Here is a 26,561-nt window from a genome sequence, read left to right as displayed (position 1 = left end):
GGTGGATTCAAACGACGTCCAGGCAGATCTCAAGCACGTTCTCTACACCAAGGAGCAGATCCAGCAGCGGATCACGGAGCTCGCTGCGCAGATCGACAAGGACTACGAAGGGCGCGAGATCCTCCTGGTGGGCGTGCTCAAGGGCGCCGTCATGGTCATGGCTGACCTTGCCCGCGCACTCCACAGCCACATCTCCATGGACTGGATGGCAGTGTCCTCCTACGGTTCGGGCACCCAGTCCTCGGGCGTGGTACGCATCCTGAAGGATCTGGACACTGACCTGATGGGCAAGGACGTGCTGATCGTCGAGGACATCATCGACTCCGGCCTCACCCTGTCCTGGCTCAAGACCAATCTGGAGTCCCGCGGCACCGCGTCCGTGGAGATCTGCACGGCGTTCCGCAAACCCACAGCCGCCAAGGTGGAAATCGACGTCAAGTACGTCGGCTATGACATCCCCAACGAGTTCGTGGTGGGTTACGGCCTGGACTACGCCGAAAAGTACCGCAACCTTGACTTCGTGGGCACCCTGGCCCCGCACGTCTACGAGTAAGCGGCGCCGCACACTCCGCCGCCGTACTCCGGTAAAACCGCGCCATGTGGGCAACTCCTGGGCTGTCCCGGCACTGCTACGCCCACAGGGAACTTTTGCTTTTCGCTATGCGTGATGTACTCCGGACGGTGTATAGCTAGAAGCTGACGCAGCACCATCACGCGCGCAGACTACTCGCCGTGAAGCACTACCGGAAGGGACGGGGCCAGCCCCCGAACAGATGAAAGCTAAGAACTTCTTCAAAGGCCCGGGCATCTGGATCGTCGTTGTGGTCGGTCTGCTCCTGGTGGCCTTTGCAACGCTCGCCCCCGGCGGTGCCGCCCGCATCGATACGGACAAGGGCCTGGAACTGCTCTCCGGCAACAAGGTGGAGCAGGCCAAGATCTTCGACGGCGAGAACCGCGTTGACCTCACGCTGAAGGACAACCTGCAGGTGGACGGGCAGGACAAAGGCAAGAGCGTCCAGTTCTTCTTCGTTGACGCACGCGCACAGGACGTGGTGAAGGCTGTCACCGACGCCAAGCCGGCCCAGGGCTTCACCGACCAGCCGATTGAAAGCAACTGGTTCTCCGGCCTGCTCTCCCTCCTGATCCCCGTCATCCTGCTGGGTGCCCTCTTCTGGTTCCTGATGACCCGGATGCAGGGCGGCGGCTCCAAGATCATGCAGTTCGGCAAGTCCAAGGCCAAGATGGTCAGCAAGGACATGCCGCAGGTGACCTTCGCCGACGTCGCAGGCGCGGACGAGGCCGTCGAGGAACTGCAGGAGATCAAGGAATTCCTGCAGGAGCCTGCCAAGTTCCAGGCCGTTGGCGCCAAGATCCCCAAGGGCGTGCTGCTGTACGGCCCGCCCGGCACCGGCAAGACGCTGCTGGCCCGCGCAGTGGCCGGTGAGGCCGGCGTCCCCTTCTTCTCCATCTCGGGCTCGGACTTCGTGGAAATGTTCGTCGGCGTCGGCGCATCCCGCGTCCGCGACCTCTTTGAACAGGCCAAGGCCAACTCGCCCGCCATCATCTTCGTGGACGAGATCGACGCCGTTGGCCGCCACCGCGGTGCAGGCATCGGCGGCGGCAACGACGAACGCGAGCAGACCCTCAACCAGTTGCTGGTGGAGATGGACGGCTTCGACGTCAAAACCAACGTGATCCTCATCGCCGCCACCAACCGGCCCGACGTCCTGGACCCGGCACTGCTGCGCCCCGGCCGTTTCGACCGCCAGGTTTCGGTGGAGGCGCCGGACCTCATTGGCCGCGACCAGATCCTGCAGGTGCACGCCAAGGGCAAACCGATGGCGCCCGGCGTCGACCTGAAGGGTGTGGCGAAGAAGACGCCCGGCTACACCGGCGCAGACCTCGCCAACGTCCTCAACGAGGCCGCACTGCTCACCGCGCGCTCCAACGCCAACCTGATTGACGACCGCGCCCTGGACGAGGCCATTGACCGAGTCATGGCCGGCCCGCAGAAGCGCAGCCGCGTCATGAAGGAACACGAGCGCAAGATCACCGCCTACCACGAAGGCGGCCACGCCCTGGTGGCGGCAGCCCTGCGGAACTCGGCTCCGGTCACCAAGATCACCATCCTTCCGCGCGGCCGGGCCCTGGGCTACACCATGGTGGTCCCCGAAAACGACAAATACTCCATCACCCGCAACGAACTCCTCGACCAGATGGCCTACGCCATGGGCGGGCGCGTTGCCGAGGAGATCGTGTTCCACGACCCTTCCACCGGCGCCTCCAACGACATCGAGAAGGCCACCGGCACTGCCCGCAAGATGGTCACCGAGTACGGCATGAGCGAACGCGTCGGCGCTGTCCGCCTGGGCCAGGGCGGCGGCGAACCCTTCCTGGGCCGCGACGCCGGCCACGAGCGCAACTACTCGGACCAGATCGCCTACGTGGTGGACGAGGAAGTGCGCCGGCTGATCGAGCAGGCCCACGACGAGGCTTACGAGATCCTTACCGAGAACCGCGACATCTTGGACATCCTGGCCCTTGAGCTGCTGGAGCGCGAAACCCTAAACCAGTCCGAGATTGCCGACATCTTCCGCGACGTGCGCAAGCGCGACTTCCGCGAAGTGTGGCTGTCCAAGGAAACCCGTCCTGTCCAGATGTCAGGCCCCGTGGAGTCCCGCCAGGAAAGGGCGGAACGCGAGGCGCAGGAAGAGGCAAAGAAGGCCCGGCTGGACGAGCCTTTGGACGCCCAGCCGCCGCACTCGCAGGGCGTTCCGGAGGACGCTCCGTTTCACGGAGGCACCTCCGACTCGGGGCCTGACACCCTTCGCGGCTAAGCTTTCCCTGTGACTTCTTTCGACGACGACGACGTTCCCGCCTCCGCCGTACACCTGGCGGAGGACGGATCCCACCATTCGAAACGCGAAAAGGTGGACCGGCCGAGGATCGAGGCGGCCGTCCGCGAGATCCTCCTTGCCATTGGCGAGGACCCGGACCGCGGCGGCCTGCGCGACACCCCGAAGCGGGTTGCGAAGGCGTACGCCGAGGTCTTCGCGGGACTGCACCACGATCCTGCTGACGTGCTGTCCACCACCTTCGACCTGGACCATGAGGAACTGGTCCTGGTCAAGGACATCCCGTTCTACTCCACCTGCGAGCACCACCTGGTGCCGTTCCACGGGGTGGCCCACGTGGGGTACATTCCGTCCCACGACGGCAAGGTCACCGGGCTGAGCAAGCTGGCCCGCCTGGTGGACATCTACGCCCGCCGCCCGCAGGTGCAGGAGCGCCTCACCACTGAAATCGTCGAAGCGATGGTCCGCTACCTCAAGCCCCGTGGCGCCATCGTGGTCGTTGAATGCGAACACATGTGCATGTCGATGCGCGGTATCCGCAAGCCCGGAGCGAAGACCGTCACCAGTGCGGTCCGCGGGCAGCTTCATGACCCGGCCACCCGTGCCGAAGCCATGAGCCTCATCCTCGGAAGGTAACTACAGACCATGGATTCACTCGCTGCAGCCCCTGGAACGGGGCCCGCAACCTCCCCGCTGCCCATCCTGCGCAAGCCCCGCCCGGCCGCGCGCTTCGAAGGCCTGCCCACCGACCGCACCCTGGTCATGGGAATCCTCAACGTCACCCCCGATTCCTTCAGCGACGGCGGGAAGCACGCCACGGCTGACACCGCCATCGCCGCCGGCCTGCGGATGTTTTACGCGGGTGCGGACATCATCGACGTCGGCGGCGAATCCACCCGGCCCGGCGCTGACGATGTCAGCCCGGAAGAAGAACAGCGCCGCGTCCTGCCGGTGATCGAGGCCCTGGTGAAGGCCGGCGCACTGGTCAGCATCGACACAACGCATGCCTCGACGGCGGCAGCGGCGGTAAAAGCCGGCGCAGCCATCATCAACGACATCTCCGGCCTGAGCATCGAGCCCGAAATGGCCGAGTTCGTGGCGGCCTCCAAGGTGCCGTACGTCCTCACCCACCGCCGTGGGGACGCCCGCACCATGAACTCCCTCGCCGAGTACACGGACGTTGCCGGTGAAGTGGTGGCCGAGCTGGCAGGAGTCCGCGACAAGCTCTACGCCGCAGGTGTCAGCCAGGAACAGATCATCATCGACCCCGGCCTGGGGTTCGCCAAGAATGACGCCCAGAACTGGGAACTGCTGCAGAACCTGGACCAGCTGGACAGCCTGGGCCACAAGGTCCTGGTGGGCGCTTCCCGCAAGCGCTTCCTCGGCACCCTGCTGACGGTGGCCGGCAAGTCCGCCGCCCCGGAGGAACGGGACGGGGCCACAGCGGCGATCACAGCCATCAGCGCCTACCGCGGGGCTTGGGCCGTCCGTGTGCACGAGGTGGGGTCCAGCCTTGACGCCGTCAAGGTGGCTGCACGCATGGCCGCAGCATCCACGGCACAAGCCGTACCCAAAAACCAATAGGGCCGGGGGACCCATGGACAGGATTACGCTGACCGGAGTGACCGCCGTCGGCCATCACGGCGTCTTTGATTTCGAACGCCGGGAGGGCCAGCCTTTCGTGGTGGACGCAGTGCTCCACCTGGACTTCACCGAAGCGGCAAAGTCCGACGATGTGCGGGACACCGCGCACTACGGCGAGGTGGCGCAGCGTATCACCGACTGGATCACCGGCGAACCACTCAACCTCATCGAGGCACTCGCAGTGCGGATCGCCGACAGCCTCCTGTCCGAATTCAAGCTCCAGGCCGTGGACATCACCGTGCACAAGCCGCAGGCTCCCATCGCGGTTCCTTTCGGGGACGTGGCTGTCACCGTCCACCGGGCACTGGTCCCCGCTGGCCATGCCTTGGCCGGGGTGCAGACGTGAACGGGACCTATACCAAGGCCGTGCTGGCCCTGGGCAGCAACCTTGGTGAACGGAACGAGACCTTGACCGAGGCTGTGGGGGACCTGGTGGATCCGCCGGAGGTCCGGCTCCTTGCCGTTTCACCCATAGTCCAGACCAAAGCCGTGGGCGGCCCGGCCGGGCAGCCGGACTTCCTGAACATGGTCATCACGGTGGAAACCAGCCTGAGCCCGCAGGAACTGCTGGAACACTGCCAGGCGGTGGAGAACAAGCACCACCGCGTCCGCGAGGTCCACTGGGGGCCGCGGACGCTCGACGTCGACATCATCACCTACGGCGACCACCGCAGCGATGATCCCGCGCTGACCCTGCCGCACCCGCGCGCCGCGTCGCGGGCTTTCGTCCTCTACCCCTGGTCGCTTATCGAACCAGCCGCCACGCTGGACGGCGAACGGATCAGCGCCCTGGCAGCCCGGGCAGAGGATTTCAAGGACCTGTCGCCGTTCGACGGGTTCGGCGACTTTGACGGCATGCCCACGGCGGGAGCGGTGGAGGAGCGATGAAGCCGATCAACCCGCTGCGCCTCCTGCTGATCTGCGTGATCCTCGCTGTGGCGGGCTGGTCAGCCACGGTAGTCACCAGCCGGTACAGCATGGCCACGCCTGTCCTGCCCGCCACAGCGCTGGCCACCATGGGCGTCATCGTTGCCATCACGCTGATTCTGGGTATCCGGGTGCTGCGGTGGCGCAACAGCCTCCAGCCCAACAGCACGGCCAGGAAGACTCAGCTGGACCCCCTTCTCGCCGCGCGGACGCTGATTCTGGCACAGGCGTGCGCCTACGCTGGAACGGTGCTCCTGGGCTGGCACGTGGGCATCTTCCTGGACCAGCTGCGGATCTGGAGCCTGCGCAGCGACCAGGGCATCACCTGGCTGGCCCTGGCCATGGCCGGCGGCGGCCTGGTGATGATCGTGGTGGGGCTCCTCGTGGAGCGTTTCTGCAAGATCCCCCCGGAGGACGGCGACGCCAACAGCCTCGACGGGAAGAAGGGCCGCCCTGCCCGCGGGGAAGCCGCCGGGGAAGGCGAATATGCATACCGAGGCGATTGACCCGCCGGGTATCGCCTGGCAGCGGGTTTCACCGAAATACATCACAGTCCGCCTGGTGGAATGGGCTGTGGCCAACCTTGTCACCGTAGTGGTCCTGGCCGCTCCGCTGCTGTTTGTCCTCCTGGGCTGGTGGCGGTGGCCGCCGCTGTGGCTCGCCATCACTGTTCCGTCTGCCACGCTCCTGGCTGCCCTGTGGCGGCTGGTGCTCATTCCGCGGCAGGTCAGGGCCATCGGCTACGCCGAGCGCGACGAGGACCTGCTGATCCGGGGCGGGATCTTCTTCCAGCGCACCATGGCCGTCCCCTACGGCCGCATGCAGTACGTGGACATCGGCGTCGGACCCGTGGAACGCGCGCTGGGCCTGTGCACCGTGAAGCTGCACACCGCGTCACCCGGAACGAACGCACGCATCCCCGGCCTGCCGGCAGCGGAGGGCGCACGGCTCCGGGAACAGCTGGCCGCCCGCGGCGAAGCCAGGCTGGCAGGGCTGTGACCACTGACGGCCAGCTGCCCGGGCAGGCAGCGGTTCCGCCTGCTGCGGCCGGGCCGCAAACCAACGGAACGCCCGACGGCGAATGGCTGCGCGTACATCCCGCCTCGCCGTTCGTCCGCGGCTGGGTTGCCCTGGCAGCCATCACGTTCTTCTTCGGCCGGGACCTCTTCGAGCGGACACTGCAGGGCCAGCCCGTGTTCGAGGAGGGGTTCGCCAGGCGCGCCCCATGGCTGCTGGGCGGCGGGGCCGTGGTGCTGGCCGTGGCGGTGCTGGGATTCGTGCTTACCTGGTACTTCACCAAGTACCAGGTATCCGGTGGCTACGTCCGGGTCAACAGCGGGCTCATCTTCCGCCAGCACCGGCAGGCACGGCTGGACCGGGTGCAGGCCATTGACATCGTGCAGCCCCTGCTGGCCCGGATCTTCGGACTGGCCGAACTCAAATTCGAGGTGGCCGACGCCGGCGAATCAGCGGTGCGCCTGGCCTACCTGAAGATCGATGACGCCCGCCAGCTTCGTGCCACCATCCTGGCGCAGGCTTCCGGAGCAGTCTCCGGCGCCGGTTCCCATACCGGTGCCGGCGCTGGTTCCGCCCCGGATGGTTTTTCCGGGGATAGTAAGGGGCCGGGACGCTTTCCCCAACCCGCACCCGAGGCGCCGGAAATCACTGTCCTCGCCGTGCCGCCGTCGCGCCTTCTCGGATCGCTGATCCTCAGCGAGCAAAGCGTCTTCATTGTGGTGGGCGGCATTGCGTCGGTGGTTCTGTCGGCACTGACGGACAACCGCGCGTTCTACTTCTACCTGGTGCCCGCGGCCCTGGGCCTTGCCGCCGGCTACTGGAACTATTTCAACAAGGGATTCAACTTCACCGCAGCGGTTTCGCCCGACGGCATCCGGCTGCGGTACGGGCTGCTGGACACCCAGGCGCAGACGCTTCCGCCCGGCCGGATCCAGGCGGTGAAAATCGCCCAGCCTCCGCTGTGGCGGCCGTTCGGCTGGTATCGGATGCAGGTGAATGCGGCCGGCTACGGGGTTTCCGGCAACGCCGTCGAGGGCAACACCAGGACCATCCTCCTGCCCGTCGGCAAGCTTGCCGACGTCATGGCAATGCTGTCGCTGGTCCTGCCGGACCCCGGGACGGACCGGCCGGAGCTGGTGTTCACCACCGGGCTTGCAGGCAGGGATTCCGACGGCGGATTCGTCACCACGCCGCGCCGGGCCCGGCTGCTGGCGCCCCTCGCGTGGCGCCGGAACGGGTTCACGTCAACGGACACGGCCCTCCTGATCCGTTCCGGGCGGTGGTGGCGTGAGCTGGTGCTGGTTCCCCATCAGCGGACCCAGTCGCTGGCCCTGCACCAGGGGCCCCTGGCACGCCGGTTCCGGGTGGCGGACCTGGTCCTGCATACAACCGCCGGGCCGGTTGTGCCGCGCCTGAGGCAGGCCGGGCTGGACGAAGCCAGGCAACTCTTCGACGACCAGTCAGCACGCGCACGGCTGGCCCGGAAGCGGCAAACCACCGAACAATGGTTGCTGCAGGTTGTTCCGGCAGTTGCGCCCACGCTGCCGGGTGGCATGCAATTGGGCGTGCAATTGCCTGCCGGGCCGACCCCTGCCGCGCCGATGTCCCAGGCGGCGGCCGGCGAAACCCGCACCCACCACCAACAGGAAGGCCAGCAGCATGGCTAAGCCCGGACGCCTCGGCGTCGGAATCATCGGTGCCGGCAAGGTGGGAGCCGTGCTTGGCGCGGCTTTGCGCGCAGCCGAGCACGCCGTCGTCGGGGTGTCGGCGGTGTCCGACGCAAGCCGGGAACGGGCTGAAGCGCTGCTGCCCGGCGTGCCCATCCTGGAAGTGCAGGACATCGTTGAGCGCGCGGAACTGGTGTTGCTGGCAGTGCCGGATGACGCCCTCCCGGGCCTGGTGGAGGGCCTGGCGAAGCTTGGGGCATGGCAGCCCGGCCAGCTTGTGGCACACACTTCCGGTCGGTTCGGCGTCGGCGTGCTGCATCCCGTCCGCGCCGCCGGTGCCATTCCATTGGCGCTGCACCCGGCCATGACTTTCACCGGAATGAGCCTGGACCTCACCCGGCTGCTGGACTGCACCTTCGGGGTGACGGCCGATGCCGCCATGCTGCCCATCGCCCAGGCGCTGGTAGTGGAGATGGGGGCGGAACCGGTTGCAATCGCCGAGGCGGACCGGACGCTTTACCACGCTGCCCTGGCGCACGGCTCCAACCATTTGGTGACCCTGGTGGCGCAGGCGTCGCAGCTCCTGCGGGAGGTTGGCGTGGAGGCGCCCGAACGCATGCTTGGTCCGCTGCTGAGGGCCACGCTGGAAAACGCGCTGGCCTCAGGGGAGTCTGCGCTGACCGGCCCGGTGGCCCGCGGGGACGTGGGGACGGTCCGTGCCCATGCGGAGGCTTTGCGGGAGTTCGATGACGGCGGGCACGGTGATGTGCTTGAGGCCTACCTTGCGATGGCGCGGGCCACTGCCCTCAGGGCAGAAGGACGTGGACTGCTGAAACCTGACCAGCTGAAGGGGCTGCACGAGGCCCTCGATCCAAAGGAGGACTGAATGTCCATTCAACTCGTCAAAACCGTTCACGAACTGCACGCGGAAAGCGCCAGGCTCCTTGGCGCCAGGCGCGGGACCTCGCAGGGCCTGGTGCCCACCATGGGCGCACTCCACGAAGGCCATGCCGCTCTGGCGCGCACCGCCGTCGAGCACAATGACGTTGTGGTGGCCAGCATCTTCGTCAACCCCCTGCAGTTCGGCGACGCTGTGGACCTTGACCGCTATCCCAGGACGCTGGACGCCGACCTTGCGCTGCTGGAGGAACAGGGTGTTGACCTGGTGTTCGCGCCGTCCGTGGAGGAGGTTTACCCCGGTGGGGAGCCGTTGGTCCGGATTACCTCCGGCCGCCTGGGGGAGAAGTGGGAGGGCGCTTCCCGGCCCGGACACTTCGACGGCGCCCTGACCGTTGTGGCAAAACTGCTGCACTACGGAATGCCGGCAGCGGGCCTTCCTTCCGGTTCCACTGACGGGGCTTCACAAGCAGGCGGCCTGCCGGCGTACCGGGCCTACTTTGGGCAGAAGGACGCACAACAGCTGGCCCTGGTCCGGCGGATGGCTGCCGACCTGAACTTTCCGGTCGAGATCGTCGGCGTGCCCACGGTCAGGGCGGAGGACGGCTTGGCGTTGTCCAGCCGCAACCGCTTCCTGTCCGACGCCGAGCGGGAGGCCGCGCTTGTCCTGTCCAGGGCCCTGCGGCTGCTGGAGGAGCGGGCAAACGCGCATGACCCGCTGGACCTGGACTCAGCGCTGGCGCTTGTGAGGTCCCAGCCACTGGTGGAACTGGACTACTTCGAGGTAGTGGATCCGGGAACCCTTGAACCGTTGGCCGAGAACTGCCGCGAGACTCCCTTCCGGGGGGAGGCCCTGGCGCTCATCGCCGCCAAGGTTGGCCCGGTGCGGCTGATCGACAATATGCCGCTCAGTTCCTGACTTCTTGTTTCACTGGCCTCCAGCCGGGCTGAAGCGCCGGGAACGAGGATGGCGGGCTAAGGGGCAAGCCCGTCCTCGCTGGCCATCAGCTGTTCCAGGAGTGCCTTTTCCGGACGGCCGGGGTTGCGTGCAACGAACTGTCGAAGCCGTGCCCTGGAGAGTTCTTCGGCCGGATCCGTGCTGGAAAGCTGTTCGTCGATAATCTCCTGTGCCTGCCAGCGCAGGGATTCGATGGCGAACTGGCGGATCTCCACAGGAGTATCACTGGGGATCCACGGCTCGGGAGCCGACGGCACGCCTTGGACCGACCGCTCTACGGTCATAGTGGCCTCCTTGCATCAAGCTGCAGTGGCCGGGGAACCACCGCGACGTTCGAATGCACTGCACGTAGGACAAACACTACAACGGGGAAGACAAGTCTGTCTCATGACAGAATTACCCCATGGACGTGACGAATCCGGAGCCCGAAAATTCATCGTCCCCAGCATCGTCAGGGCCGGAATCGCCAGTGCCACCCCCAGCGGCGCCGGCTTCGCCGAGCGGCCAGTCGAGCCCGGAGGAACGGATCTTGTCCGTGGCGTACGAGCTCTTCTCGCGCCGGGGGATCCGGGCTGTGGGCGTCAACGAGCTCATCGAGCGTTCGGGTGTAGCGAAGGCGACTTTCTACCGGCATTTCCCATCCAAGGATTCGCTGGTCCTGGCCTTCCTGGAACGGCGGGATAAGCAGTGGACGGAGGACAGCATCATTTCCAAGGCCCGCAGCAAGGGAAGCACTCCCGTTGAGCAACTATTGGCGATCTTCGACGTCCTGGGCGACTGGTTCCAGCAGGACGATTTCGAAGGCAGTGCCTTTATCAATGTCCTGCTGGAGATGGGGCCCTCCCACCCTCTGGGCCAGGCGAGCATCGACTACCTGGCGAAGGTCCGCGGGCACGTCCGGGGGCTGGCGGAGGAAGCCGGTCTGGCCCGACCGGAGGAATTTTCGCGTTCCTGGCACATCCTGATGAAGGGCTCCATAACTTCAGCCACCGAGGGTGACCTCCAGGCCGCCCAGCGCGCCCAACAGATGGCGCGCTGGCTCATCGAGCACCACCGGGCATAGCGCCCGACGCCAGATAGGCGTCCGGGGCGAGGCATAAGGTACGACGCGATGCATTGCTCCGGCGCCACAGTTACTACTGCCCGGCGCCAACGCGGTCCGGAAAGGGCGCGAATGGCGTGGTGTAGAAGTCTGCCCAGAGGGGGTCTTCGGGTGACAGGTCGTTGAGGTCTATGAAGGTGTCGTCGTCTGGTTCCCACTGTGGGTGCTCCGGGCCGGGATCTCCACCCGGGGTTGCAGCAGCGGGCATGGGCCATTGTGGCCAGTGGGTTGGTTCGGGGTCTTGGTGTTCGGGGTTGTAGTGGCGGCCTGTGGGTGAGGTCCAGCCGGGTGGTCCGTGTTCCGTCGCGGGATCCGGGTTCCAGGTGCGGGCGTGCTTCAAACGGTGATGTTTGGGGCAAAGCTGCGCCAGGTTCCGGACGGCTGTTCTGCCGCCGTGTTCCCAGGCGGTGAGGTGGTCGGTGTGGTTGTCGGGGGTGTGGTTGGTGCAGCCGGGGAAGGTGCATTTCCGGTCCCGCATGCGGATCCATTGTTTGATGGTTTCGGGGAGCCGGTAGCGGGTGCGTCCGATCTCCAGGGGTGCCCCGTCGCGGGGGTCGACCAGGACCCGGTAGAACGACTCCGCCCCGTCCGCGACAAGCCTCCGCGCCATCGACGCCGGGATCGGGCCCATGCCGTCCAGCGCCGCCGGCTCATCGGTGAGTCCGAGCAGGGCGAAGACCGGGACGGTGACCAGGACATCGGCCCGCGGGGTGGGGACCTTGCCAACATCACCAGTGCCCCCTGTGCCGGAATCGCTGCCTGCGCCCGCCGTATCACCTGTAGCCCGTGCAGCCCCACCCGGAGCAGCCTCACCCGTGGCCGTGGTGGTTCCGGCGCCGAGGAGGAGTGATGCTGCGATGTCGGGGCGGAGTTGGGTGAGGGTGCGGGGCTCGTTAGGGCCCTGCAGGCCGCGGGCGGTGGCGGTGGTGCGGTTCCAGATGGCGCAGGCGGTGTCGCCGGGGAGGTAGAGCGAGAGCCAGGCCATGCCGTCGCGGTCGGGGGTGTATTCCATCCGCCGGTCCGCCACACCTTTGGCGTGGCGTTTTTCGAGGGTTTCGGGGTGGTGGCGTTCCCGCCAGGCGCGGACCTTGGCGCGGAACCGGGCAGGGACAAGTTCACCGGGCGCGGCGCCGCGGGCGGGGTTGGGCGCGTCGGGGTCGAAGAAGTGCGCCACCAAGGCAGCAGCCCCGTCAGGGGTGAGCCCTTCGGTTTCATCGGCGACGATCCTGGCATGCTGCCACGACAGGTCACCGGCTGACAGGGCAGCCATCATCGGCGGCAGGGAACACACCCGGCGGGACTGTTCCACCAAAGCACCCGCGGCCGCGGAACTGACGGTCAGGACACCGGCGATCTCCTCCACCGTTGACATCTCCGAAAACATGCGCTCATCCACCGGGGCGTCGGGGGCAAGCAGTGCCTGCTGGATCTCGACCGCTTCTGCCGCGTCACGGGCCTTCACCGCCGCGAGCTGAGCCTCGACCCGGGAGACTGCCTCCAGCCGTTCCAGCCGGAGCTCATACCGCCGCTGCAGCACATCGACATCAGCGCCAACACCAGTCCCGGCGGCAAGGAAATGATCCTCACGGTCCAGCGCATCGAGGGCAGCAACAGAGGCAGAAACACCCTCCAAAACCACCCCAACACCCGTGCCGATTCCCATGGAAACATCATCCAGCGAGGCACTGACAATCAGGCCTGCCGACCAGCCCTGCCCCCAGGCTCCTGCCCGTACCCCAACGTCAGCCGCAGCCAAGGTGCCGCGAGCGTGCCAGCCCCGTGCCGCCGTCGTACGCCTTGTCGACACGCACATTCCTTTTCGCACCCCAAATATGCCGCGCGAAAAGGAAGATGCGCAGCGCCAAAAGATATCCGCAGCGAAAAGGGCGCCAAGGCACAATCCGCAGGACTCACGGCTCCCTATGCCGTGCGCAGAAGGAACCCGAAGGCCCGCAGACAACCCGCCAGCGTGCAGCCCCGTGCCGCCGTCGTCCTTGCCGGCGCAGCCGCCGTACCGAACGAAGCACGTACCCCGGACAGTAAATAGTCAGCTTGCTTATGACTTTCAACTTTCCTAGGCTGGAAAGCGTCAGGCAAACAACTCTCGAAGCGGGACCTGTGCGCCAAAAGCGTGCAACCGCAAGCATGAGGAGGATCAATGTCAGAGCACAGCATCGCAGGCAAGAAGGTGGCATTCCTGCTCACTGACGGCGTGGAGCAGGTGGAGCTCACCAGCCCCTGGCAGGCAGTGAAGGATGCCGGCGGCGAGCCCACCCTGGTGGCACCCAAGAGCGGCAAGCTGCAGGGCTACAACGGCACCGAGAAGGGCGACACCTTCGACGTCGACCTCACCGTGGCAGAGGCGAATGCCACGGACTTTGACGCCCTGGTGCTTCCCGGGGGCGTCGTCAACGCGGACCACCTGCGGGTGGACAAGGATGCCCAGAGCTTCACGCGCAGCTTCTTTGAACAGCACAAGCCCGTGGCATCCATCTGCCACGGACCCTGGCTGCTGATCGAGGCGGGAGTCATCAGGGGCCGGAACGTCACGTCCTACTTCACGCTTGAAACCGACCTGAAGAACGCCGGCGCCAACTGGACGGACCAGGAAGTGGTGGTGGACCAGGGCCTGGTGACCAGCCGGAACCCGGACGACCTCCCGGCCTTCAACAACAAGCTGGTGGAAGAGATCTCCGAAGGCCAGCACGCGGGCCAGACCGCCTGACCCCCAATGTTCCCTCAGGGTTGAAAAACCCGTATGGAGGAATTACTCCAGCGGGTAGAGTGTTTGCATCTGCAGCGGCGCCGGCCGTGCATCACTTCCAAAAACCCCTGAGGGAACACCCATGTCTACCGAAGTCTCTCCGAACGCCAGCGGCAAGCCCGTTCAGGGCGAAGGAATACGCGCTGAAACCCGCAAAGGAACCCAGTCCGCAGCGCCGGAGAAGATGTCCCGTGAATCGGTAACCATCATCAGCACGCTGCTGGTGGCGACATTCGTGGTGATCCTCAACGAGACCATCATGAACGTCGCCCTGCAGCGGCTCATGGTGGACCTTCGCGTGGACGCTCCCACGGTCCAGTGGCTATCCACGGGGTTCATGCTAACCATGGCGGTGGTGATCCCCACTACCGGCTTCATCCTCCAGAGCCTGTCCACGCGCGCCGTCTTCATGCTGGCCATGGGCCTGTTCGCGGGTGGAACGGCGCTTGCGGCGGTGGCTCCCGGGTTCGAGGTCCTGCTCCTGGCGCGCATTGTCCAGGCCGGCGGCACCGCCATCATGCTGCCGCTGCTGATGACCACCATCCTCACCCTGGTCCCGCTGGCCAAGCGCGGCGCCGTCATGGGCAACGTGAGCATTGCCATCTCTGTGGCACCCGCAATGGGTCCCACAGTGTCCGGCCTGATCCTGGAGCATTTCACCTGGCGCTTCATGTTCGTCTTCGTGCTGCCGGTTGCCCTGGCGGCGCTGGCCATCGGCGCCAAATACCTCACCAACGTGGGGAAGCCTGAAAAGGCCAGGCTGGATGTGCTGTCCGTCATCCTTACCGTCCCGGCCTTTGGCGGCCTGGTCTACGGGCTCAGCCAGATCGGCGGCGGCCATGGCGGCCAGGCCGGCCCCAGTGCCGGCGCCATCGCAGCCCTGGTCATCGGCGTGGCCGCCCTGACGGTTTTCGTCCTCCGCCAGGTGCGCCTCCAGAAAGCAGCCGCGCCGCTGCTGGACCTGCGCGCCTTCAAGTTCCGGATGTTCACCGTCTCCGTCCTGCTGATGGTGGTGGCCATGATGGCCCTGTTCGGCGGCGTCATCCTGCTGCCGCTCTACCTCCAGCAGGTCCGGGGCCTGGGTTCGCTGGAAACCGGCCTGGCATTGCTCCCCGGCGGCCTGGCCATGGGCCTGCTGGGCCCGGTCATCGGCCGGGCGTTCGACAAGGTGGGTCCGCTGCCGCTCACCATTACCGGGTCCGTCCTGATGGTGGTGACCCTCTGGCAGTTTTCAATGCTCGACGCCGGAACAGCGGTGTGGTGGATCGTCACCTTGCACGTTGGGCTGAGTTTCGGCCTCGCGCTGCTGTTTACCCCCGCCTTCACCACCGGGCTCAACCCGCTCCCGCCGCACCTTTACTCGCACGGCTCCGCGATCATGAGCACCACCCAGCAGGTGGCCGGTGCCGCTGGAACGGCGCTGCTGGTGTCGATCTTCGCGGTTGTGAGCGCGACGTCGGGACTCGTCGCCGGGATGAGCGCCGCCTTCCTGACGGCAACCGTCATAGCCCTTGCCGCCGTCGTGCTTTCAGCGATGATGCGCAAGACCGAAGGCGCCGGCGCGGGCCACGGCGCAGGACATTAGCCAGGCCGCGCTAGCCGGCGAAGAAGTCGCTCAGTTCCTTGATCAGCCTGTCCGGGGCCTTGATGGCGCCGTCGTGGCCCAGCCCGGGCAGGATGGTGTAGCTGGAGCCGGAAAGCACGTCGTGGATCTGGCCGCAGGCGATGCCGAAGTAGGCGGGGCTCTTTTCGCCCACCACGATCAGCGTCTCCAGCGGGAGCGCCTGGAACGGTTCGGCCGGCATGTCGGCGGCAATGATGGCTTTGATCTCGCGGACTCCGGTGCGCATCAGCTCGCGCTGCTGCTTGCCTTCGCTGGTGCCGGCGGTCAGTTTGTTGGCCAGGGTCAGCATGGACAGCGGCATGCGCGATGAGAAGGAGCCGCCGGCTTCCAGCCCGCGCTGGATCACGGCGAGGGCGCGGTCATGGTCTCCTGCGGCGATGGCACGCTCGTACTCCACGATCCAGTCGGCCGTGACGCTGCCGTTCACCGAGACCGCGGGGTCGTAGACGGCCAGCCGTTCCACCGGAAGGGTCCGGGCCGCGTGCAGTGCGACGGCGCCGCCGAAACTGTGCCCAAAGACGTCCGTGCTGGAGGTGTGCTTCATCACCGTGTCCAGGTCCCGGATGTCCACGTCCAGCGTGTAGTCCTCGGGCTGCGGTGACGAGGATCCGCGGCCGCGCCGGTTGAAGGTGTGTACGGGCCGGCCCAGGGAGGCGCTCAGTTTCTGGGCGAACTTGGTGTAATCCGCGGCGGTCACCATGGAAGGCGGCACAACCACCACGCCCGAACCGGCAGAAGCAAGCTCAGCGCCGGTGGAGAAGAGCTCCACAGTGCCGCCGTCGGGGGTCCTGATGTTCTCTCGCGTCATGTTCCGAGCCTAGCCGAGCAAGCCGGGCGGGGCATCCCGGCCACCGGCGGCCCGGAGGTCAGGCAAGGCGGTCGATGATGGCCTGGCTCGCGGCGCGGATGGCCGGCAGCCGGTCCCCGAGCCCGCACAGGATCAGCCCGGCGTCGGCGGCCTGCAGTGCCGATTCGGCGTTGGCCGCGCCGTCCGCGCGGAGGTAGATCAGGGATTCGACCAGGCGGAAGGTGAAGTCGCCGCCGTCGGGTCCGTGCGGGGAGGCTGACAACCCGGCGCCCAGTTCCCCGTAGAGCCGCCTGAGTTCCTGGCGGTTGTTGAGGAACCGGGCAAAGCGGGTGCTCCGGACCTCGGGCAGGTGGTACAGCACGCCAAGGTTCCACCGGGCGCTGCACAGTTGGGTGCCGTCATAAAGCGCGACGGCGTGCAGCCGGCTTCCAGCCGGACTTTCGGTTCCAGGTGCGTCGGCAGGAAGCGCGGCCACCGAGCGTGCGAACGTCAGCCCACCGGACACCGTCCCCTCGAGGAGGTCCTCGAGGATGTCGTCCTTGGTCTTGAAGTGGTGGTACAGGGACGACTGCCGGATGCCCACCGCGTCCGCGATGGACCGGGTGGAGGTGCTGGCAAAGCCGTGGGTGGTGAAAAGCTCTGCCGCGGCGTCCAGGATTTCATCGCGGGCGGTGGCACCTGGCCGCGAGGGCTGCTGGTGGCGGGGGCGTCCCGGTCCGGCTGAAGTCACGGCCCCATTCTTGCATTGCCGGGCGCGGCGGAAATGACGCCCGGACGTTGTGAGGGGACGGAAATCTGCCGGAAACAGGATGTCTATCCGCCTTTTACAGAGGCGAAACTGTTTGGGGACATCCCGCTGGAAAACTATCAAGTGACCGGTAATCCGCAGCCTTCGGCCGAGCGCTGCAGTGCCGGGAGGCTTCGCCCCCAAGATCCCTTTCCAGCCCCGGAGATTCCCGATGACATCAACCGTTCTCCCTACCGTCCACCAGGACGACGCAGACCTGACGTCCCTTGGCTACCAGCCCACCCTCCACCGGAAGCTCGGCCGCTACGCTTCGTTTGCCGCAGGCTTCTCGTTCGTTTCCATCCTCACCACCATCTTCCAGCTCTTCGCGTTCGGCTACTCCTTCGCCGGGCCGGCCTTCTTCTGGACCTGGCCCGTAGTGCTGGTGGGCCAGCTGCTCGTGGCCCTGAACTTCGCCGAACTTGCGGCCCGCTACCCCTTGTCCGGTGCCGTCTACCAGTGGGCGCGGCGCGTGGGCGGGGAAGGCGTAGGCTGGTTCGCCGGCTGGTTCATGGCGATCGCACAGGTGGTCACCGCAGCTGCTGCCGCAATCGCCCTGCAGGTGGTCCTGCCCCAGCTCTGGGACGGTTTCCAGGTGGTGGGCGGCGACTCCGCGCTCAACACGGTGACCGGCGCTTCCAACGCCGTGGTCCTCGGCGCCGTCCTCCTGGTCGCCACCACCATCATCAACTCCCTGGGCGTGAAGCTGATGGCCCACGTCAACTCCGTGGGTGTCACCTGCGAGATCGTGGGCGTCGCTGCCGTCATCCTGGCCCTCGTCAGTGCCGCCCAGCGCGGACCCGACGTGGTTGCGGACACCACCGTGCTGCAGGGATCGGACCTGGGCGCCGTGGGAGCCTTCCTGGTCTCGGGGCTGATGGCCGCCTACGTCATGGTGGGCTTCAACTCCGCCGGTGAACTGTCCGAGGAAACCAAGGACCCGCGCCGCACCGCACCCCGGACCATCCTTTCCGCCCTCCTCATCTCCGGCATCGGCGGGGCGCTGATGATCATCACCGCCCTCATGGCAGCGCCCAGCCTCGACGACGGCCGCCTCGCCACCGAAGGCCTGCCCTACGTCCTCACCGCGGTCCTGGGCACCTTCTGGGGCAAGGTCCTGCTGGTGGATGTCGCCATCGCCATCTTCGTCTGCACCCTGGCGATCCAGACCGCCGGTTCCCGCCTGGTCTTCTCCATGGCCCGCGACGGCAAGCTCCCGGCGTCGGCCCTGCTCTCCTCCGTGCACCCCACCCGCGGCACCCCCATGTGGCCCTCCATCGTGATCGGCGCCCTTGCAGTCGCCGTGCTGGCCATCAACGTCGGCAACGCCGCCCTGTTCACCACCCTGTGCAGCGTCTGCATCGTGATGGTCTACCTCGCCTACCTCCTGGTCACCGTCCCGCAGCTGGTCAACCGCCTCCGCGGCGACTGGAACCGGGTGGGGCAGACCATGCCGGCAGGCCTCTTCTCCCTGGGCCGCTGGGGCCTTCCGGTCAACATCCTCGCCGTCCTCTACGGCGGCGTCATGGTGGTCAACCTGGCATGGCCCCGGCCCGAGGTGTACGACCCCACAGGCGAGAACGGCCTCCTTCTCTGGTCCGCGCCGCTGATGGTCACCGCGGTGCTGCTCCTGGGCATCTGGGTCCGGAGCAGGAACCTGGCCGCCAAGGCCTGACCGCCCGCCCCGCACCCAAAAACCACGCTTCCGCAAGCCACGCTTCCAGACCTACAGGACTGACATGACACAGACCATCGAAACGCCAGCCGCCGGGACGGCCACCACGGCCGGTGCCCGCGCCCATGCCCGGGAACAGCACGGCAGGACCGCTGAGACCATGCGCCACGTACCGGCAGCGTCCGCGCCCGCGCACCTTCTGGCCGGACTGCCCGGAGTGGACGGGGCCGACGCCGCGTCCCCCACATGGGCGGAATCCGTCGCCTTTGGCCGCTACACCACCATGTCCCTGGCGCGCGGCACCCGGGTCCGGCTCACCGACAAGGCAGGCGACGCCTGCGTGCACGCACTCCTGTACCGCGCCGGGGCCACCCACGAACGACTGAACGTCGCCGACACCGTCAAGGTCCCGTGGCAGGCCTACCCCGCCGCCGGGCACCCGCTGCTGTCCGACGCCGGCCGCCTGATGGCAACGATCGTGGCGGACACGTCGTCCCGGCATGACGCACTCACCGGCGCCACCACCCTCGCCGGCAACACCGCCAAGTACGGCGCCGGAACCGCCCACAGCCCCTCCCCGGCAGCACGCGAACTGCTCACCCTGGGCGCCCTCAAGAACGGCCTGGGCACCCGCGACGTGGCGCCGTCCATCTCCTTCTTCAAAGGCATCACCGTCGACCCTGCCGGCAGCATCACCTTTACCGGAAGCGCCGGGCCCGGTGCCGCCGTCGAACTCCTGCTCCAGCTGGACACCGTGCTGGTACTGGCCAACACCGCCCACCCCCTGGACCCGCGCGCTGACTTTGCGGGGACCGCCGTCGACATCGTCGCCTGGCACGCGCCGCAGGACCTGGCAGCACTGGAGGCCGGCCACCTGGCCGGACCATTGGCCCCGGAACACCTGCAGGCCCTCCGCAACACCGAACACGACCTCGCCGCAAGGAACGCCCGATGAACACTGCCGTTGACACCACGCCCATCCTGGACGCCGCCGCCACCGCGCTGGCCCCTGGCGCCGTTGTACTTGATGAGTTCGTCGAAGCCCGCGGCCCCTGGTCTGCCGTGGTGGCAGCAGGCGACGTGCTGACCATCGTGGACCTGGAAGGCAACCAGGCGGTTGACTGCCTGCTGTACGCCGCGGCGGACACCACGGTGCGCTACTCGGCGGCAGCCACCATCGCCGCACAGCAGTCCATCGTCCTCACCACCGGTTCGGTCCTGCGCGCCGACACCGGCGCTGCCCTGATGACTGTCGTTGCAGACGAAGTGGGCGTGCACGACACCATCGGGGGCGCCTGCTCACAGGAATCCAATACCCTCCGCTACGGCCAGCACACCCGCGAACAGCACGCCTGCGTGGAGAACTTCCTGATCGAGGGCTCGCGCTGGGGCCTGGGCAAACGGGACCTGGTGTCCAACATCAACTGGTTCATGAACGTCCCGGTGGACCCGGACGGCGCCTTGGGCATCGTTGACGGCCTGTCCGCCCCCGGAAAGCGCGTGGCACTGAAGGCGGAGGTGGACACGCTGGTGCTCGTCTCCAACTGCCCGCAGATCAACAACCCGTGCAACGGCTTCAACCCCACCCCCGTCCGCATGATCGTCACCCGGCCGGAGGCTGCGCTGTGAACCCCTTTGACACGCCGAACACCTTCGACAAACTGTTGATCGCCAACCGCGGCGAGATCGCGTGCCGCATCATTGAGTCCGCCCGCAGGTTGGGCCTGCGCACCGTTGCCGTCTTCTCCGAGGCGGACCGCGGCGCCAAGCACGTCCGGCTCGCCGACGAGGCTGTACTGCTGGGGCCCGCGCCGGCCAAGGAGTCCTACCTCCGGGTGGACGCAATCCTGGCGGCGGCAAAGGAAACCGGCGCCGGCGCCATCCACCCCGGCTACGGCTTCCTCTCCGAGGATGCGGCCTTCGCCGAGGCCGTGGAAGCGGCGGGACTGGTCTTCGTGGGCCCCACCGCGGAGCAACTGCGCATCTTCGGCACCAAGCACACAGCGCGCGACGCCGCCCGGGCAGCCGGGGTGCCGATGATCGCCGGTTCAGGGCTGCTTGGGGACGTGGACGACGCCGTTGCGGCCAGCACCGCGGTTGGCTTCCCGCTGATGCTCAAGGCCACCGGCGGTGGCGGCGGGATCGGCATGACGGTCTGCCGCAACGAGGCCGAGCTTGTGGACAGCTTCCCCCGCGTGGCCCGCCTGGCAGGCGCCAGCTTCGGCACCGCAGGGGTTTTCGCCGAGCGGTACGTGGAGAACGCCCGGCACGTCGAGGTACAGATCTTTGGCGATGGCGAAGGCCGCGTGGTCAGCCTGGGCGACCGCGACTGCTCCCTGCAGCGCCGCCACCAGAAAGTCCTCGAAGAGGCACCCGCACCCGACCTTCCGGACGAACTGCGCGAAGAACTGCACCGCAGCTCCCGGGCCCTCTGCGCCTCCCTTAACTACCGCTCCGCCGGCACCGTCGAGTTCGTCTACGACTCCGCCCGCAAGGAAGCCTCCTTCCTGGAAGTCAACGCCCGGCTCCAGGTGGAGCACCCCGTCACCGAAGCCGTCACCGGGGTGGACCTGGTGGCATGGATGCTCCGCCTGGCCCAGGGCGGCAGCCAGGCCCAGGCAGTCCTTGCGGACGTGCCGGACAGCCTGCCCGTGACCGGCCACGCCGTGGAGGCCCGCGTTTACGCCGAGGATCCGGCCCGGGGCTTCCAGCCCAGCGCCGGAACCGTCACCAACGCCGCCTACCCCACGGCGGCAGAAGCACGCGTGGACGCCTGGGTGGAAACCGGCACCGACGTTTCCACCAACTACGACCCCCTCCTGGGCAAGATCATCACCTCCGGCACTGACCGCACCGAAGCTCTCGACCTCCTCGCCGCAGCGCTGGGCAACACCCGGATTGACGGCATCGAGACCAACTTAGGGCTGCTCCGCGCCGCCACCGGCCTGGAGGTGGTTCGCAGCGTTCAGCACTCCACCAGCACCCTGGACAACCTGGGGGACCCGGAGCCGCGCATCACCGTGGGCCGGCCCGGCCTGCAGACCAGCGTGCAGGACTGGCCCGGCCGCACCGGCCTCTGGCAGATCGGCGTTCCGCCCAGCGGCCCCATGGACGATCTCTCATTCCGGCTTGGCAACACCGCGCTGGGCAACCCCGAAGGCGCCCCGGGCCTCGAGTTCACCATGACCGGCCCCAGCCTGACCTTCACCCACGCCACCACCGTCTGCGTTACCGGCGCCGAAGTGGCTGTGACAGTTGACGGAACGGAGGTGCCCCCCTGGACGCCCGTGACGGTCCCGGCAGGCGGAACGCTCGACGCCGGCACCGCAGCCGGCAAGGGCCTGCGCGGCTACATCCTGTTCCAGGGCGGCCTGGACATTCCCGAGTACCTGGGCAGCGCCTCCACCTTCACCCTTGGCCAGTTCGGTGGCCACGCCGGACGGGTCCTGCGCGCGGGCGATGTGCTGCGGACGGTCAAGCCTGCCGCCGGCGCACCCGAGGAAGCCGCCGCGGCAGCGGTGCCCCTCGACAGCCGTCCCGCCCTCACCTCCACCTGGGAACTGGCCGTGGCCGAGGGCCCGCACGGCGCCCCGGAATTCTTCCAGCGTGAGGACATCGAGGAACTGTACGGCGCGGAGTACGAGGTCCACTTCAACTCCGCCCGCACCGGCGTGCGCCTCACCGGCCCCAAGCCCCGCTGGGCACGCACCGACGGCGGCGAAGCAGGCCTGCACCCCTCCAACATCCACGACACCGCCTACTCGGTGGGTGCCCTGGACTTCACCGGCGACACCCCCATCCTGCTCGGCCCGGACGGCCCCAGCCTGGGCGGTTTCGTCTGCCCCGTCACCGTGGTGACGGCCGAACGCTGGAAGCTCGGCCAGCTGCGCCCGGGGGACAAAGTCCGCTTCGTGCCCATCAAAGCCAGCCAGGCGCCGTCGGCCAGGGACCTGGGACCCGGCCGCCAGCTGGTGCTCCCGGGCGACGCCGGCTGGTCCGGCAATCTTTCAGCGCACCTCCCGGCGGTGAGCCCGGCAGCCGGCCGTCCCGCACGCACGGTACGCGGCGACGGCGACGACGGCGTGCTGGGCCGGGTGCCGGAAGGTTCCGGCCGGCCCGCGGTCACGTACCGCCGCTCCGGAGACGACAACCTGCTGGTGGAATACGGCGAGATGGTGCTGGACCTGGGCCTGCGCGCCCGGGTCCACGCCCTGCACCAGCACATCGAAGCGCTCCGGGTACCCGGCATCGTGGACCTCACCCCGGGTATCCGGTCGCTGCAGATCAAGGTGGACCCGTCCGTCCTCACCACCGGGCGGCTGCTGGACCTGGTCCAGGAAATCGAGGCCGCCCTGCCCGCCAGCTCAGAATTGGTGGTCCCCAGCCGCACCGTCCGGCTGCCGCTGTCCTGGGACGATCCGGCCACCCGCGAAGCGATCGAACGCTACATGGCAGGCGTCCGCGACGACGCCCCTTGGTGCCCGTGGAACATCGAATTCATTCGGCGGATCAACGGCCTGGATTCCGTCAGCGACGTCTTCGACACCGTCTTCAACGCCGAGTACCTGGTCCTGGGACTGGGCGACGTCTACCTCGGCGCCCCCGTGGCCACCCCGCTGGACCCCCGCCACCGCCTGGTCACCACCAAGTACAACCCCGCCCGGACCTGGACGCCCGAGAACGCGGTGGGCATCGGCGGCGCCTACATGTGCATCTACGGCATGGAGGGCCCCGGCGGCTACCAGTTCGTCGGCCGCACCACCCAGGTGTGGTCGCGGTACGCCGGTTCGGCCCCGTTCGAACCCGGTTCGCCCTGGCTGCTCCGGTTCTTCGACCGCATCTCCTGGTACCCCGTCAGCCCCGAGGAACTCCTCGACCTGCGCGCGGACATGGCAGCAGGACGCGGCCGCGGCGTGGAGATCGAGGAGGGCACGTTCTCCCTCGCCGAGCACGAACAGTTCCTTGCCGACAACAGCCAGTCCATCGACGCGTTCCGGGAGAAGCAGGGCGCAGCGTTCGCGGTGGAACGGCAGGCCTGGGCCGACGCCGGCGAGTTCGACCGGGCGGACGCGCTCGCCGCCGTCGTGGCCCCCGCTGTTGACGACGTGGTGGTTCCCGACGGCGGATCGCTCATCTCCGCACCGTTCGCCGCCAGCGTCTGGAAGGTGGACGTCAAGGCCGGCGACCGTGTCGCCAAGGGCCAGCCGCTGGTCTCGCTGGAAGCAATGAAGATGGAAACGGTCCTCGAAGCGCCGTGCGAGGGCGTGGTGCTCCGCGTCCTGCCGGCCGCCGGCTCCCAGGTGGTGGCCGGCGAGGCGGTAGTGGTCCTCGGCGCCGACTTGGGCCTTGAACCGGCAGACGACGCCCAGGAACTGGAAGAGGCAGCAGTATGAGCCCGGCAACCAACAGCAGTGCCACCAGTCGCGCCAAGGCGGCACTCGCGGCGCTGGAATCAGTGAACCGGCCTGAAATCTGGATCACGGTCCGCAGCGGCGAGGACCTCCTGGCGGAGGCTGCCGCGATCGACGCCGCCGTGGCAGGTGGCGCGGATCTGCCGTTGGCCGGGCTGCTTTTGGCCGTCAAGAACAATGTTGACGTGGCGGGCATCCCCACCACGGCAGCCTGCCCTGGCTTTGCCTACACGCCGGAAAAGGATGCGGAAGCGGTGGCCCGCCTCCGCGCCGCCGGTGCCCTGGTCCTGGGCGCCACCAACCTGGACCAGTTCGCCACCGGGCTGGTGGGGACGCGCAGCCCCTACGGCGCCGTCCGGGATTCGCGCCGGCCGGAGTACATTTCCGGCGGTTCCAGCTCCGGCTCCGCGGTGGCGGTGGCACTGGGACTGGTGGACATCGCGATCGGCACGGACACGGCGGGCTCCGGCCGGGTGCCCGCCGGGCTGCAGGGCATCGTGGGCATCAAGGCAACACTGAACGCCGTCTCCACGGAGGGGGTGGTGCCCGCCTGCCGGTCCTGGGACGCCGTCACCATCTTTGCCCGGCACCTGTCCACCGCCGAGCTGGCCATGGGCTTCATGGCCGGCAACTCCCGGTCCTGGCCTGCGGACATCAAACTGGCCGCGCCGGCACGTCCCCGCGTGGCATTTCCCGCCAGCCTGCCCGCATTGCCCCCTGAGTGGGCCGCGGAATTCCAGCGGCAGGTTGACCGCCTGCGGTCCAGCGGGGTGGATGCCGAAGCAATCGAATTCGACGACTTCCTGCAGGCAGCACGGCTGCTGTACGAGGGCGCGCTGGTGGCCGAACGCCACGCTGCGGTGGGGGCCTTCCTGGCAAAGCACGACGCCGGCACTGACGGCCAGGCGGGCATCGATCCCACCGTGGCGGGCATCATCCGGGCGGCCGGTACCGTTTCCGCCTCCCGGTACGTTGCCGATACCGCCCGGCTGGAGGAACTGCGGACCAGGGCGCTGGCCCGGATCGCCGGCTTCGATGCCCTCCTGGTTCCCACGGCGCCCTTCCACCCCACGCTGGCTGAGGTGGCCGCGGACCCGGTAGGCGTGAATTCGCTGATGGGCACCTACACCAATTTCTGTAACCTGTTCGACCTCTGTGCCGTGGCTGTCCCTGCCGGGGAAGTGGACGGCGCGCAGTTCGGCCTCACGGTGGTCGGCCGGACCTTCGACGATGCCGTGGCGGCCGATATCGCCCGCCGCCTGGAGCTAACCCCGGACGCTCCCGCCCTCTTCGCTCCGGGCGCAGCAGCGGAAGTTGGCCGCACCGGCGCCCACCCGTCGTCGTCCACGCCCTGGCCTTTGGCGGCGGGCGCAAGGGCCGTGCCGCTGGTGGTGGTGGGTGCGCACCGCAAGGGCCAGCCGCTGGCACCGCAGCTGGAGGAACTCGGGGCCTCGTGGGATGGTCCGGTCCGGACCGCCGCACGCTACCGCATGGTGGCGCTGGACACGGTGCCGGCAAAGCCGGGCGTCTACCGGTCCGACGACGGCGCGGAACTGGTGGGGGAGCGGTGGCTGCTGTCCCCTGCGGCCCTGGGGACGTTCCTGGCCGCCCTCCCGGAACCCATGCTCCTGGGATCCGTGGAGCTTTCGGACGGCTCCAGCGCCGTCGGGTTCGCCTGTGATGCGGTTGCCGCTGCGGGCGGGAAGGACATCACGGCCTGGGGTGACTGGCTGGCGGACCGGAGCGTGGAACCGAAGCCGCGGACCGTGTGGCGGGACCTGGGGGAGGCGGCCCTGGCCGGGTTCAGCCGCGGCGAGCGGGGATAGTGCCGGCAGCATCCGGGCGGGTTCCGCCGTCCGGATGCCCGCCCGTGAAATACGCTGCGATGTCGGTCACAAGCTCCTTGACGGCCGCCGGAATGGACCCGTGGAAGCACTTGGGGGAGAGCTGGTAAGTGCTGCCTGGAACTGCCTGGTGCAGCCGCTCCGCCGTTTCCTTGTAGCCCGGGCTGGTGGCCTTCTTCATGTGCGCCAGGGCGTGGCCCACCTTGCCGCCGTTGACGGCGTCCTCGAACCCGTCCAGCCACGCGGTGTCGATGCTGCCGTCGATGTTCACCGCTGCGTCGTACACCGCAAGCCTGTCCGGGACCTTTACGGTTCCGCTGAACTCCTGCACGGCGTTCAGCGCCACCGCTCCGCCCAGCCCTCTCCCAGGCCTTTCGCCAGGGCGATGGAGAACTGGCGGTAGATCAGGGCCGTGAGGAACGCGCCGCCGATCAGCAGCACCCGCTTTTGCCCGGGCGCGTCTTCGGTGCCGTAGCTGTACAAAGCCAGCCTGCCGCCGTCGTGCGCTGGAAGTACCCGTTCTTTCACCCGTCCATCCCAGGGTGTGAGCCTGCGGGCCAGCTGCAAGTCCTGGCACCCAA

General features: G+C 67.8%; 23 protein-coding genes and 1 pseudogene. 19 read left to right on the top strand and 5 right to left on the bottom strand.

Annotation, left to right across the window (positions count from 1 at the left end; translation table 11 throughout):
• Position 1 precedes the first annotated feature (1 nt).
• The 11 genes from hpt to FB478_RS14745 all read left to right on the top strand — a co-directional run bounded on the left by hpt (position 2) and on the right by FB478_RS14745 (position 9,926).
• Positions 2 to 553, top strand: a complete 552-nt coding sequence (gene hpt / locus FB478_RS14795) for a hypoxanthine phosphoribosyltransferase (RefSeq protein ID WP_018770260.1) — start codon at positions 2 to 4, stop codon at positions 551 to 553.
• A gap of 220 nt (positions 554 to 773) precedes the next feature.
• The gene (ftsH, locus tag FB478_RS14790; RefSeq protein ID WP_144600990.1) at positions 774 to 2,837 is read left to right on the top strand and encodes an ATP-dependent zinc metalloprotease FtsH; all 2,064 of its coding nucleotides are present in this window, start codon (positions 774 to 776) and stop codon (positions 2,835 to 2,837) included.
• A gap of 9 nt (positions 2,838 to 2,846) precedes the next feature.
• Complete coding sequence (gene folE / locus FB478_RS14785; protein ID WP_018770258.1) at positions 2,847 to 3,491, top strand: GTP cyclohydrolase I FolE; 645 nt, start codon at positions 2,847 to 2,849, stop codon at positions 3,489 to 3,491.
• Positions 3,492 to 3,500: 9 nt separating this feature from the next.
• On the top strand, positions 3,501 to 4,439 hold the full coding sequence (folP, locus tag FB478_RS14780) for a dihydropteroate synthase (protein ID WP_018770257.1): 939 nt from the start codon (positions 3,501 to 3,503) through the stop codon (positions 4,437 to 4,439).
• 13 nt (positions 4,440 to 4,452) lie between these two features.
• Entirely contained in the window at positions 4,453 to 4,845 is a 393-nt protein-coding gene (gene folB, locus FB478_RS14775) for a dihydroneopterin aldolase (protein WP_056388411.1), read from the top strand.
• Positions 4,842 to 5,387, top strand: coding sequence for a 2-amino-4-hydroxy-6-hydroxymethyldihydropteridine diphosphokinase (gene folK, locus FB478_RS14770; protein ID WP_144600989.1), 546 nt, complete (start codon positions 4,842 to 4,844; stop codon positions 5,385 to 5,387). Before folB ends, folK begins: the two co-directional genes overlap by 4 nt.
• Positions 5,384 to 5,932 (top strand): DUF3180 domain-containing protein, encoded by a 549-nt coding sequence (locus FB478_RS14765; RefSeq protein ID WP_144600988.1) that lies wholly within the window; start codon positions 5,384 to 5,386, stop codon positions 5,930 to 5,932. Before folK ends, FB478_RS14765 begins: the two co-directional genes overlap by 4 nt.
• Complete coding sequence (locus tag FB478_RS14760; RefSeq protein WP_018770253.1) at positions 5,913 to 6,425, top strand: PH domain-containing protein; 513 nt, start codon at positions 5,913 to 5,915, stop codon at positions 6,423 to 6,425. The genes FB478_RS14765 and FB478_RS14760 overlap by 20 nt, the downstream gene beginning before the upstream one ends.
• Positions 6,422 to 8,110, top strand: coding sequence for a PH domain-containing protein (locus tag FB478_RS14755; RefSeq protein ID WP_395858352.1), 1,689 nt, complete (start codon positions 6,422 to 6,424; stop codon positions 8,108 to 8,110). The genes FB478_RS14760 and FB478_RS14755 overlap by 4 nt, the downstream gene beginning before the upstream one ends.
• A complete protein-coding gene (locus tag FB478_RS14750) occupies positions 8,103 to 8,996 on the top strand; it encodes a Rossmann-like and DUF2520 domain-containing protein (RefSeq protein ID WP_144600987.1) in 894 nt (297 codons plus the stop codon). Before FB478_RS14755 ends, FB478_RS14750 begins: the two co-directional genes overlap by 8 nt.
• The gene (locus FB478_RS14745; protein WP_144600986.1) at positions 8,997 to 9,926 is read left to right on the top strand and encodes a pantoate--beta-alanine ligase; all 930 of its coding nucleotides are present in this window, start codon (positions 8,997 to 8,999) and stop codon (positions 9,924 to 9,926) included. It abuts the gene before it with no gap.
• 56 nt (positions 9,927 to 9,982) lie between these two features.
• Here FB478_RS14745 and FB478_RS14740 read toward each other — a convergent pair whose 3' ends face one another.
• A complete protein-coding gene (locus tag FB478_RS14740) occupies positions 9,983 to 10,249 on the bottom strand; it encodes a hypothetical protein (RefSeq protein ID WP_018770249.1) in 267 nt (88 codons plus the stop codon).
• Positions 10,250 to 10,500: 251 nt separating this feature from the next.
• On the opposite strand from FB478_RS14740, the gene FB478_RS14735 reads away from it, so the two are divergent.
• On the top strand, positions 10,501 to 11,028 hold the full coding sequence (locus FB478_RS14735; RefSeq protein ID WP_018770248.1) for a TetR/AcrR family transcriptional regulator: 528 nt from the start codon (positions 10,501 to 10,503) through the stop codon (positions 11,026 to 11,028).
• A 73-nt stretch (positions 11,029 to 11,101) separates the two neighbouring features.
• Here FB478_RS14735 and FB478_RS14730 read toward each other — a convergent pair whose 3' ends face one another.
• On the bottom strand, positions 11,102 to 12,730 hold the full coding sequence (locus FB478_RS14730) for an HNH endonuclease signature motif containing protein (RefSeq protein ID WP_261377423.1): 1,629 nt from the start codon (positions 12,728 to 12,730) through the stop codon (positions 11,102 to 11,104).
• Positions 12,731 to 13,225: 495 nt separating this feature from the next.
• Here FB478_RS14730 and FB478_RS14725 point away from each other — a divergent pair, with 495 nt between their 5' ends.
• The gene (locus FB478_RS14725; protein ID WP_134165307.1) at positions 13,226 to 13,792 is read left to right on the top strand and encodes a type 1 glutamine amidotransferase domain-containing protein; all 567 of its coding nucleotides are present in this window, start codon (positions 13,226 to 13,228) and stop codon (positions 13,790 to 13,792) included.
• A gap of 121 nt (positions 13,793 to 13,913) precedes the next feature.
• Positions 13,914 to 15,416 (top strand): MDR family MFS transporter, encoded by a 1,503-nt coding sequence (locus FB478_RS14720; RefSeq protein ID WP_144600985.1) that lies wholly within the window; start codon positions 13,914 to 13,916, stop codon positions 15,414 to 15,416.
• Positions 15,417 to 15,426: 10 nt separating this feature from the next.
• Here FB478_RS14720 and FB478_RS14715 read toward each other — a convergent pair whose 3' ends face one another.
• Both FB478_RS14715 and FB478_RS14710 read right to left on the bottom strand, forming a co-directional pair.
• On the bottom strand, positions 15,427 to 16,263 hold the full coding sequence (locus FB478_RS14715; RefSeq protein ID WP_144600984.1) for an alpha/beta fold hydrolase: 837 nt from the start codon (positions 16,261 to 16,263) through the stop codon (positions 15,427 to 15,429).
• Between the two features lie 58 nt (positions 16,264 to 16,321).
• Positions 16,322 to 16,993, bottom strand: a complete 672-nt coding sequence (locus tag FB478_RS14710) for a TetR/AcrR family transcriptional regulator (protein ID WP_056388396.1) — start codon at positions 16,991 to 16,993, stop codon at positions 16,322 to 16,324.
• Between the two features lie 229 nt (positions 16,994 to 17,222).
• Here FB478_RS14710 and FB478_RS14705 point away from each other — a divergent pair, with 229 nt between their 5' ends.
• The 5 genes from FB478_RS14705 (at position 17,223) to atzF (ending at position 25,962) form a co-directional block, all read left to right on the top strand.
• Complete coding sequence (locus FB478_RS14705; protein WP_134165306.1) at positions 17,223 to 18,725, top strand: amino acid permease; 1,503 nt, start codon at positions 17,223 to 17,225, stop codon at positions 18,723 to 18,725.
• Positions 18,726 to 18,789: 64 nt separating this feature from the next.
• Positions 18,790 to 19,680 carry an urea amidolyase associated protein UAAP1 gene (locus tag FB478_RS14700; RefSeq protein WP_144600983.1) on the top strand — a complete coding sequence of 297 codons (891 nt, stop codon included), beginning with the start codon at positions 18,790 to 18,792 and terminating at the stop codon, positions 19,678 to 19,680.
• Positions 19,677 to 20,354: an urea amidolyase associated protein UAAP2 gene (locus FB478_RS14695; RefSeq protein ID WP_144600982.1), complete on the top strand. Its 678-nt coding sequence runs from the start codon at positions 19,677 to 19,679 to the stop codon at positions 20,352 to 20,354. Before FB478_RS14700 ends, FB478_RS14695 begins: the two co-directional genes overlap by 4 nt.
• Positions 20,351 to 24,118, top strand: coding sequence for an urea carboxylase (gene uca, locus FB478_RS14690; protein ID WP_144600981.1), 3,768 nt, complete (start codon positions 20,351 to 20,353; stop codon positions 24,116 to 24,118). Before FB478_RS14695 ends, uca begins: the two co-directional genes overlap by 4 nt.
• Complete coding sequence (gene atzF / locus FB478_RS14685) at positions 24,115 to 25,962, top strand: allophanate hydrolase (protein WP_144600980.1); 1,848 nt, start codon at positions 24,115 to 24,117, stop codon at positions 25,960 to 25,962. Before uca ends, atzF begins: the two co-directional genes overlap by 4 nt.
• Here the strand turns inward: atzF and FB478_RS21500 are convergent.
• Positions 25,940 to 26,508: pseudogene (locus FB478_RS21500) on the bottom strand (hypothetical protein). The gene atzF and the pseudogene FB478_RS21500 overlap by 23 nt on opposite strands.
• Positions 26,509 to 26,561 lie beyond the last annotated feature (53 nt).

Origin of the sequence: Arthrobacter sp. AG367 (assembly GCF_007828995.1) — a bacterium.
Classification (GTDB): Bacteria; Actinomycetota; Actinomycetes; order Actinomycetales; family Micrococcaceae; genus Arthrobacter.
Note: the sequence above shows the minus strand (reverse complement) of the source record. Positions and strands in the feature narration are given on the sequence as shown.

Bases quoted from the DNA above. Each gene is read 5' to 3' on its own strand.
- ftsH (WP_144600990.1), top strand. From the start codon at position 774: ATGAAAGCTAAGAACTTCTTCAAAGGCCCGGGCATCTGGATCGTCGTT.
- folP (WP_018770257.1), top strand. From the start codon at position 3,501: ATGGATTCACTCGCTGCAGCCCCTGGAACGGGGCCCGCAACCTCCCCG.
- folB (WP_056388411.1), top strand. From the start codon at position 4,453: ATGGACAGGATTACGCTGACCGGAGTGACCGCCGTCGGCCATCACGGC.
- FB478_RS14765 (WP_144600988.1), top strand. From the start codon at position 5,384: ATGAAGCCGATCAACCCGCTGCGCCTCCTGCTGATCTGCGTGATCCTC.
- FB478_RS14760 (WP_018770253.1), top strand. From the start codon at position 5,913: ATGCATACCGAGGCGATTGACCCGCCGGGTATCGCCTGGCAGCGGGTT.
- FB478_RS14750 (WP_144600987.1), top strand. From the start codon at position 8,103: ATGGCTAAGCCCGGACGCCTCGGCGTCGGAATCATCGGTGCCGGCAAG.
- FB478_RS14745 (WP_144600986.1), top strand. From the start codon at position 8,997: ATGTCCATTCAACTCGTCAAAACCGTTCACGAACTGCACGCGGAAAGC.
- FB478_RS14740 (WP_018770249.1), bottom strand. From the start codon at position 10,249: ATGACCGTAGAGCGGTCGGTCCAAGGCGTGCCGTCGGCTCCCGAGCCG.
- FB478_RS14730 (WP_261377423.1), bottom strand. From the start codon at position 12,730: ATGGGAATCGGCACGGGTGTTGGGGTGGTTTTGGAGGGTGTTTCTGCC.
- FB478_RS14725 (WP_134165307.1), top strand. From the start codon at position 13,226: ATGTCAGAGCACAGCATCGCAGGCAAGAAGGTGGCATTCCTGCTCACT.
- FB478_RS14720 (WP_144600985.1), top strand. From the start codon at position 13,914: ATGTCTACCGAAGTCTCTCCGAACGCCAGCGGCAAGCCCGTTCAGGGC.
- FB478_RS14715 (WP_144600984.1), bottom strand. From the start codon at position 16,263: ATGACGCGAGAGAACATCAGGACCCCCGACGGCGGCACTGTGGAGCTC.
- FB478_RS14705 (WP_134165306.1), top strand. From the start codon at position 17,223: ATGACATCAACCGTTCTCCCTACCGTCCACCAGGACGACGCAGACCTG.
- FB478_RS14700 (WP_144600983.1), top strand. From the start codon at position 18,790: ATGACACAGACCATCGAAACGCCAGCCGCCGGGACGGCCACCACGGCC.
- FB478_RS14695 (WP_144600982.1), top strand. From the start codon at position 19,677: ATGAACACTGCCGTTGACACCACGCCCATCCTGGACGCCGCCGCCACC.
- atzF (WP_144600980.1), top strand. From the start codon at position 24,115: ATGAGCCCGGCAACCAACAGCAGTGCCACCAGTCGCGCCAAGGCGGCA.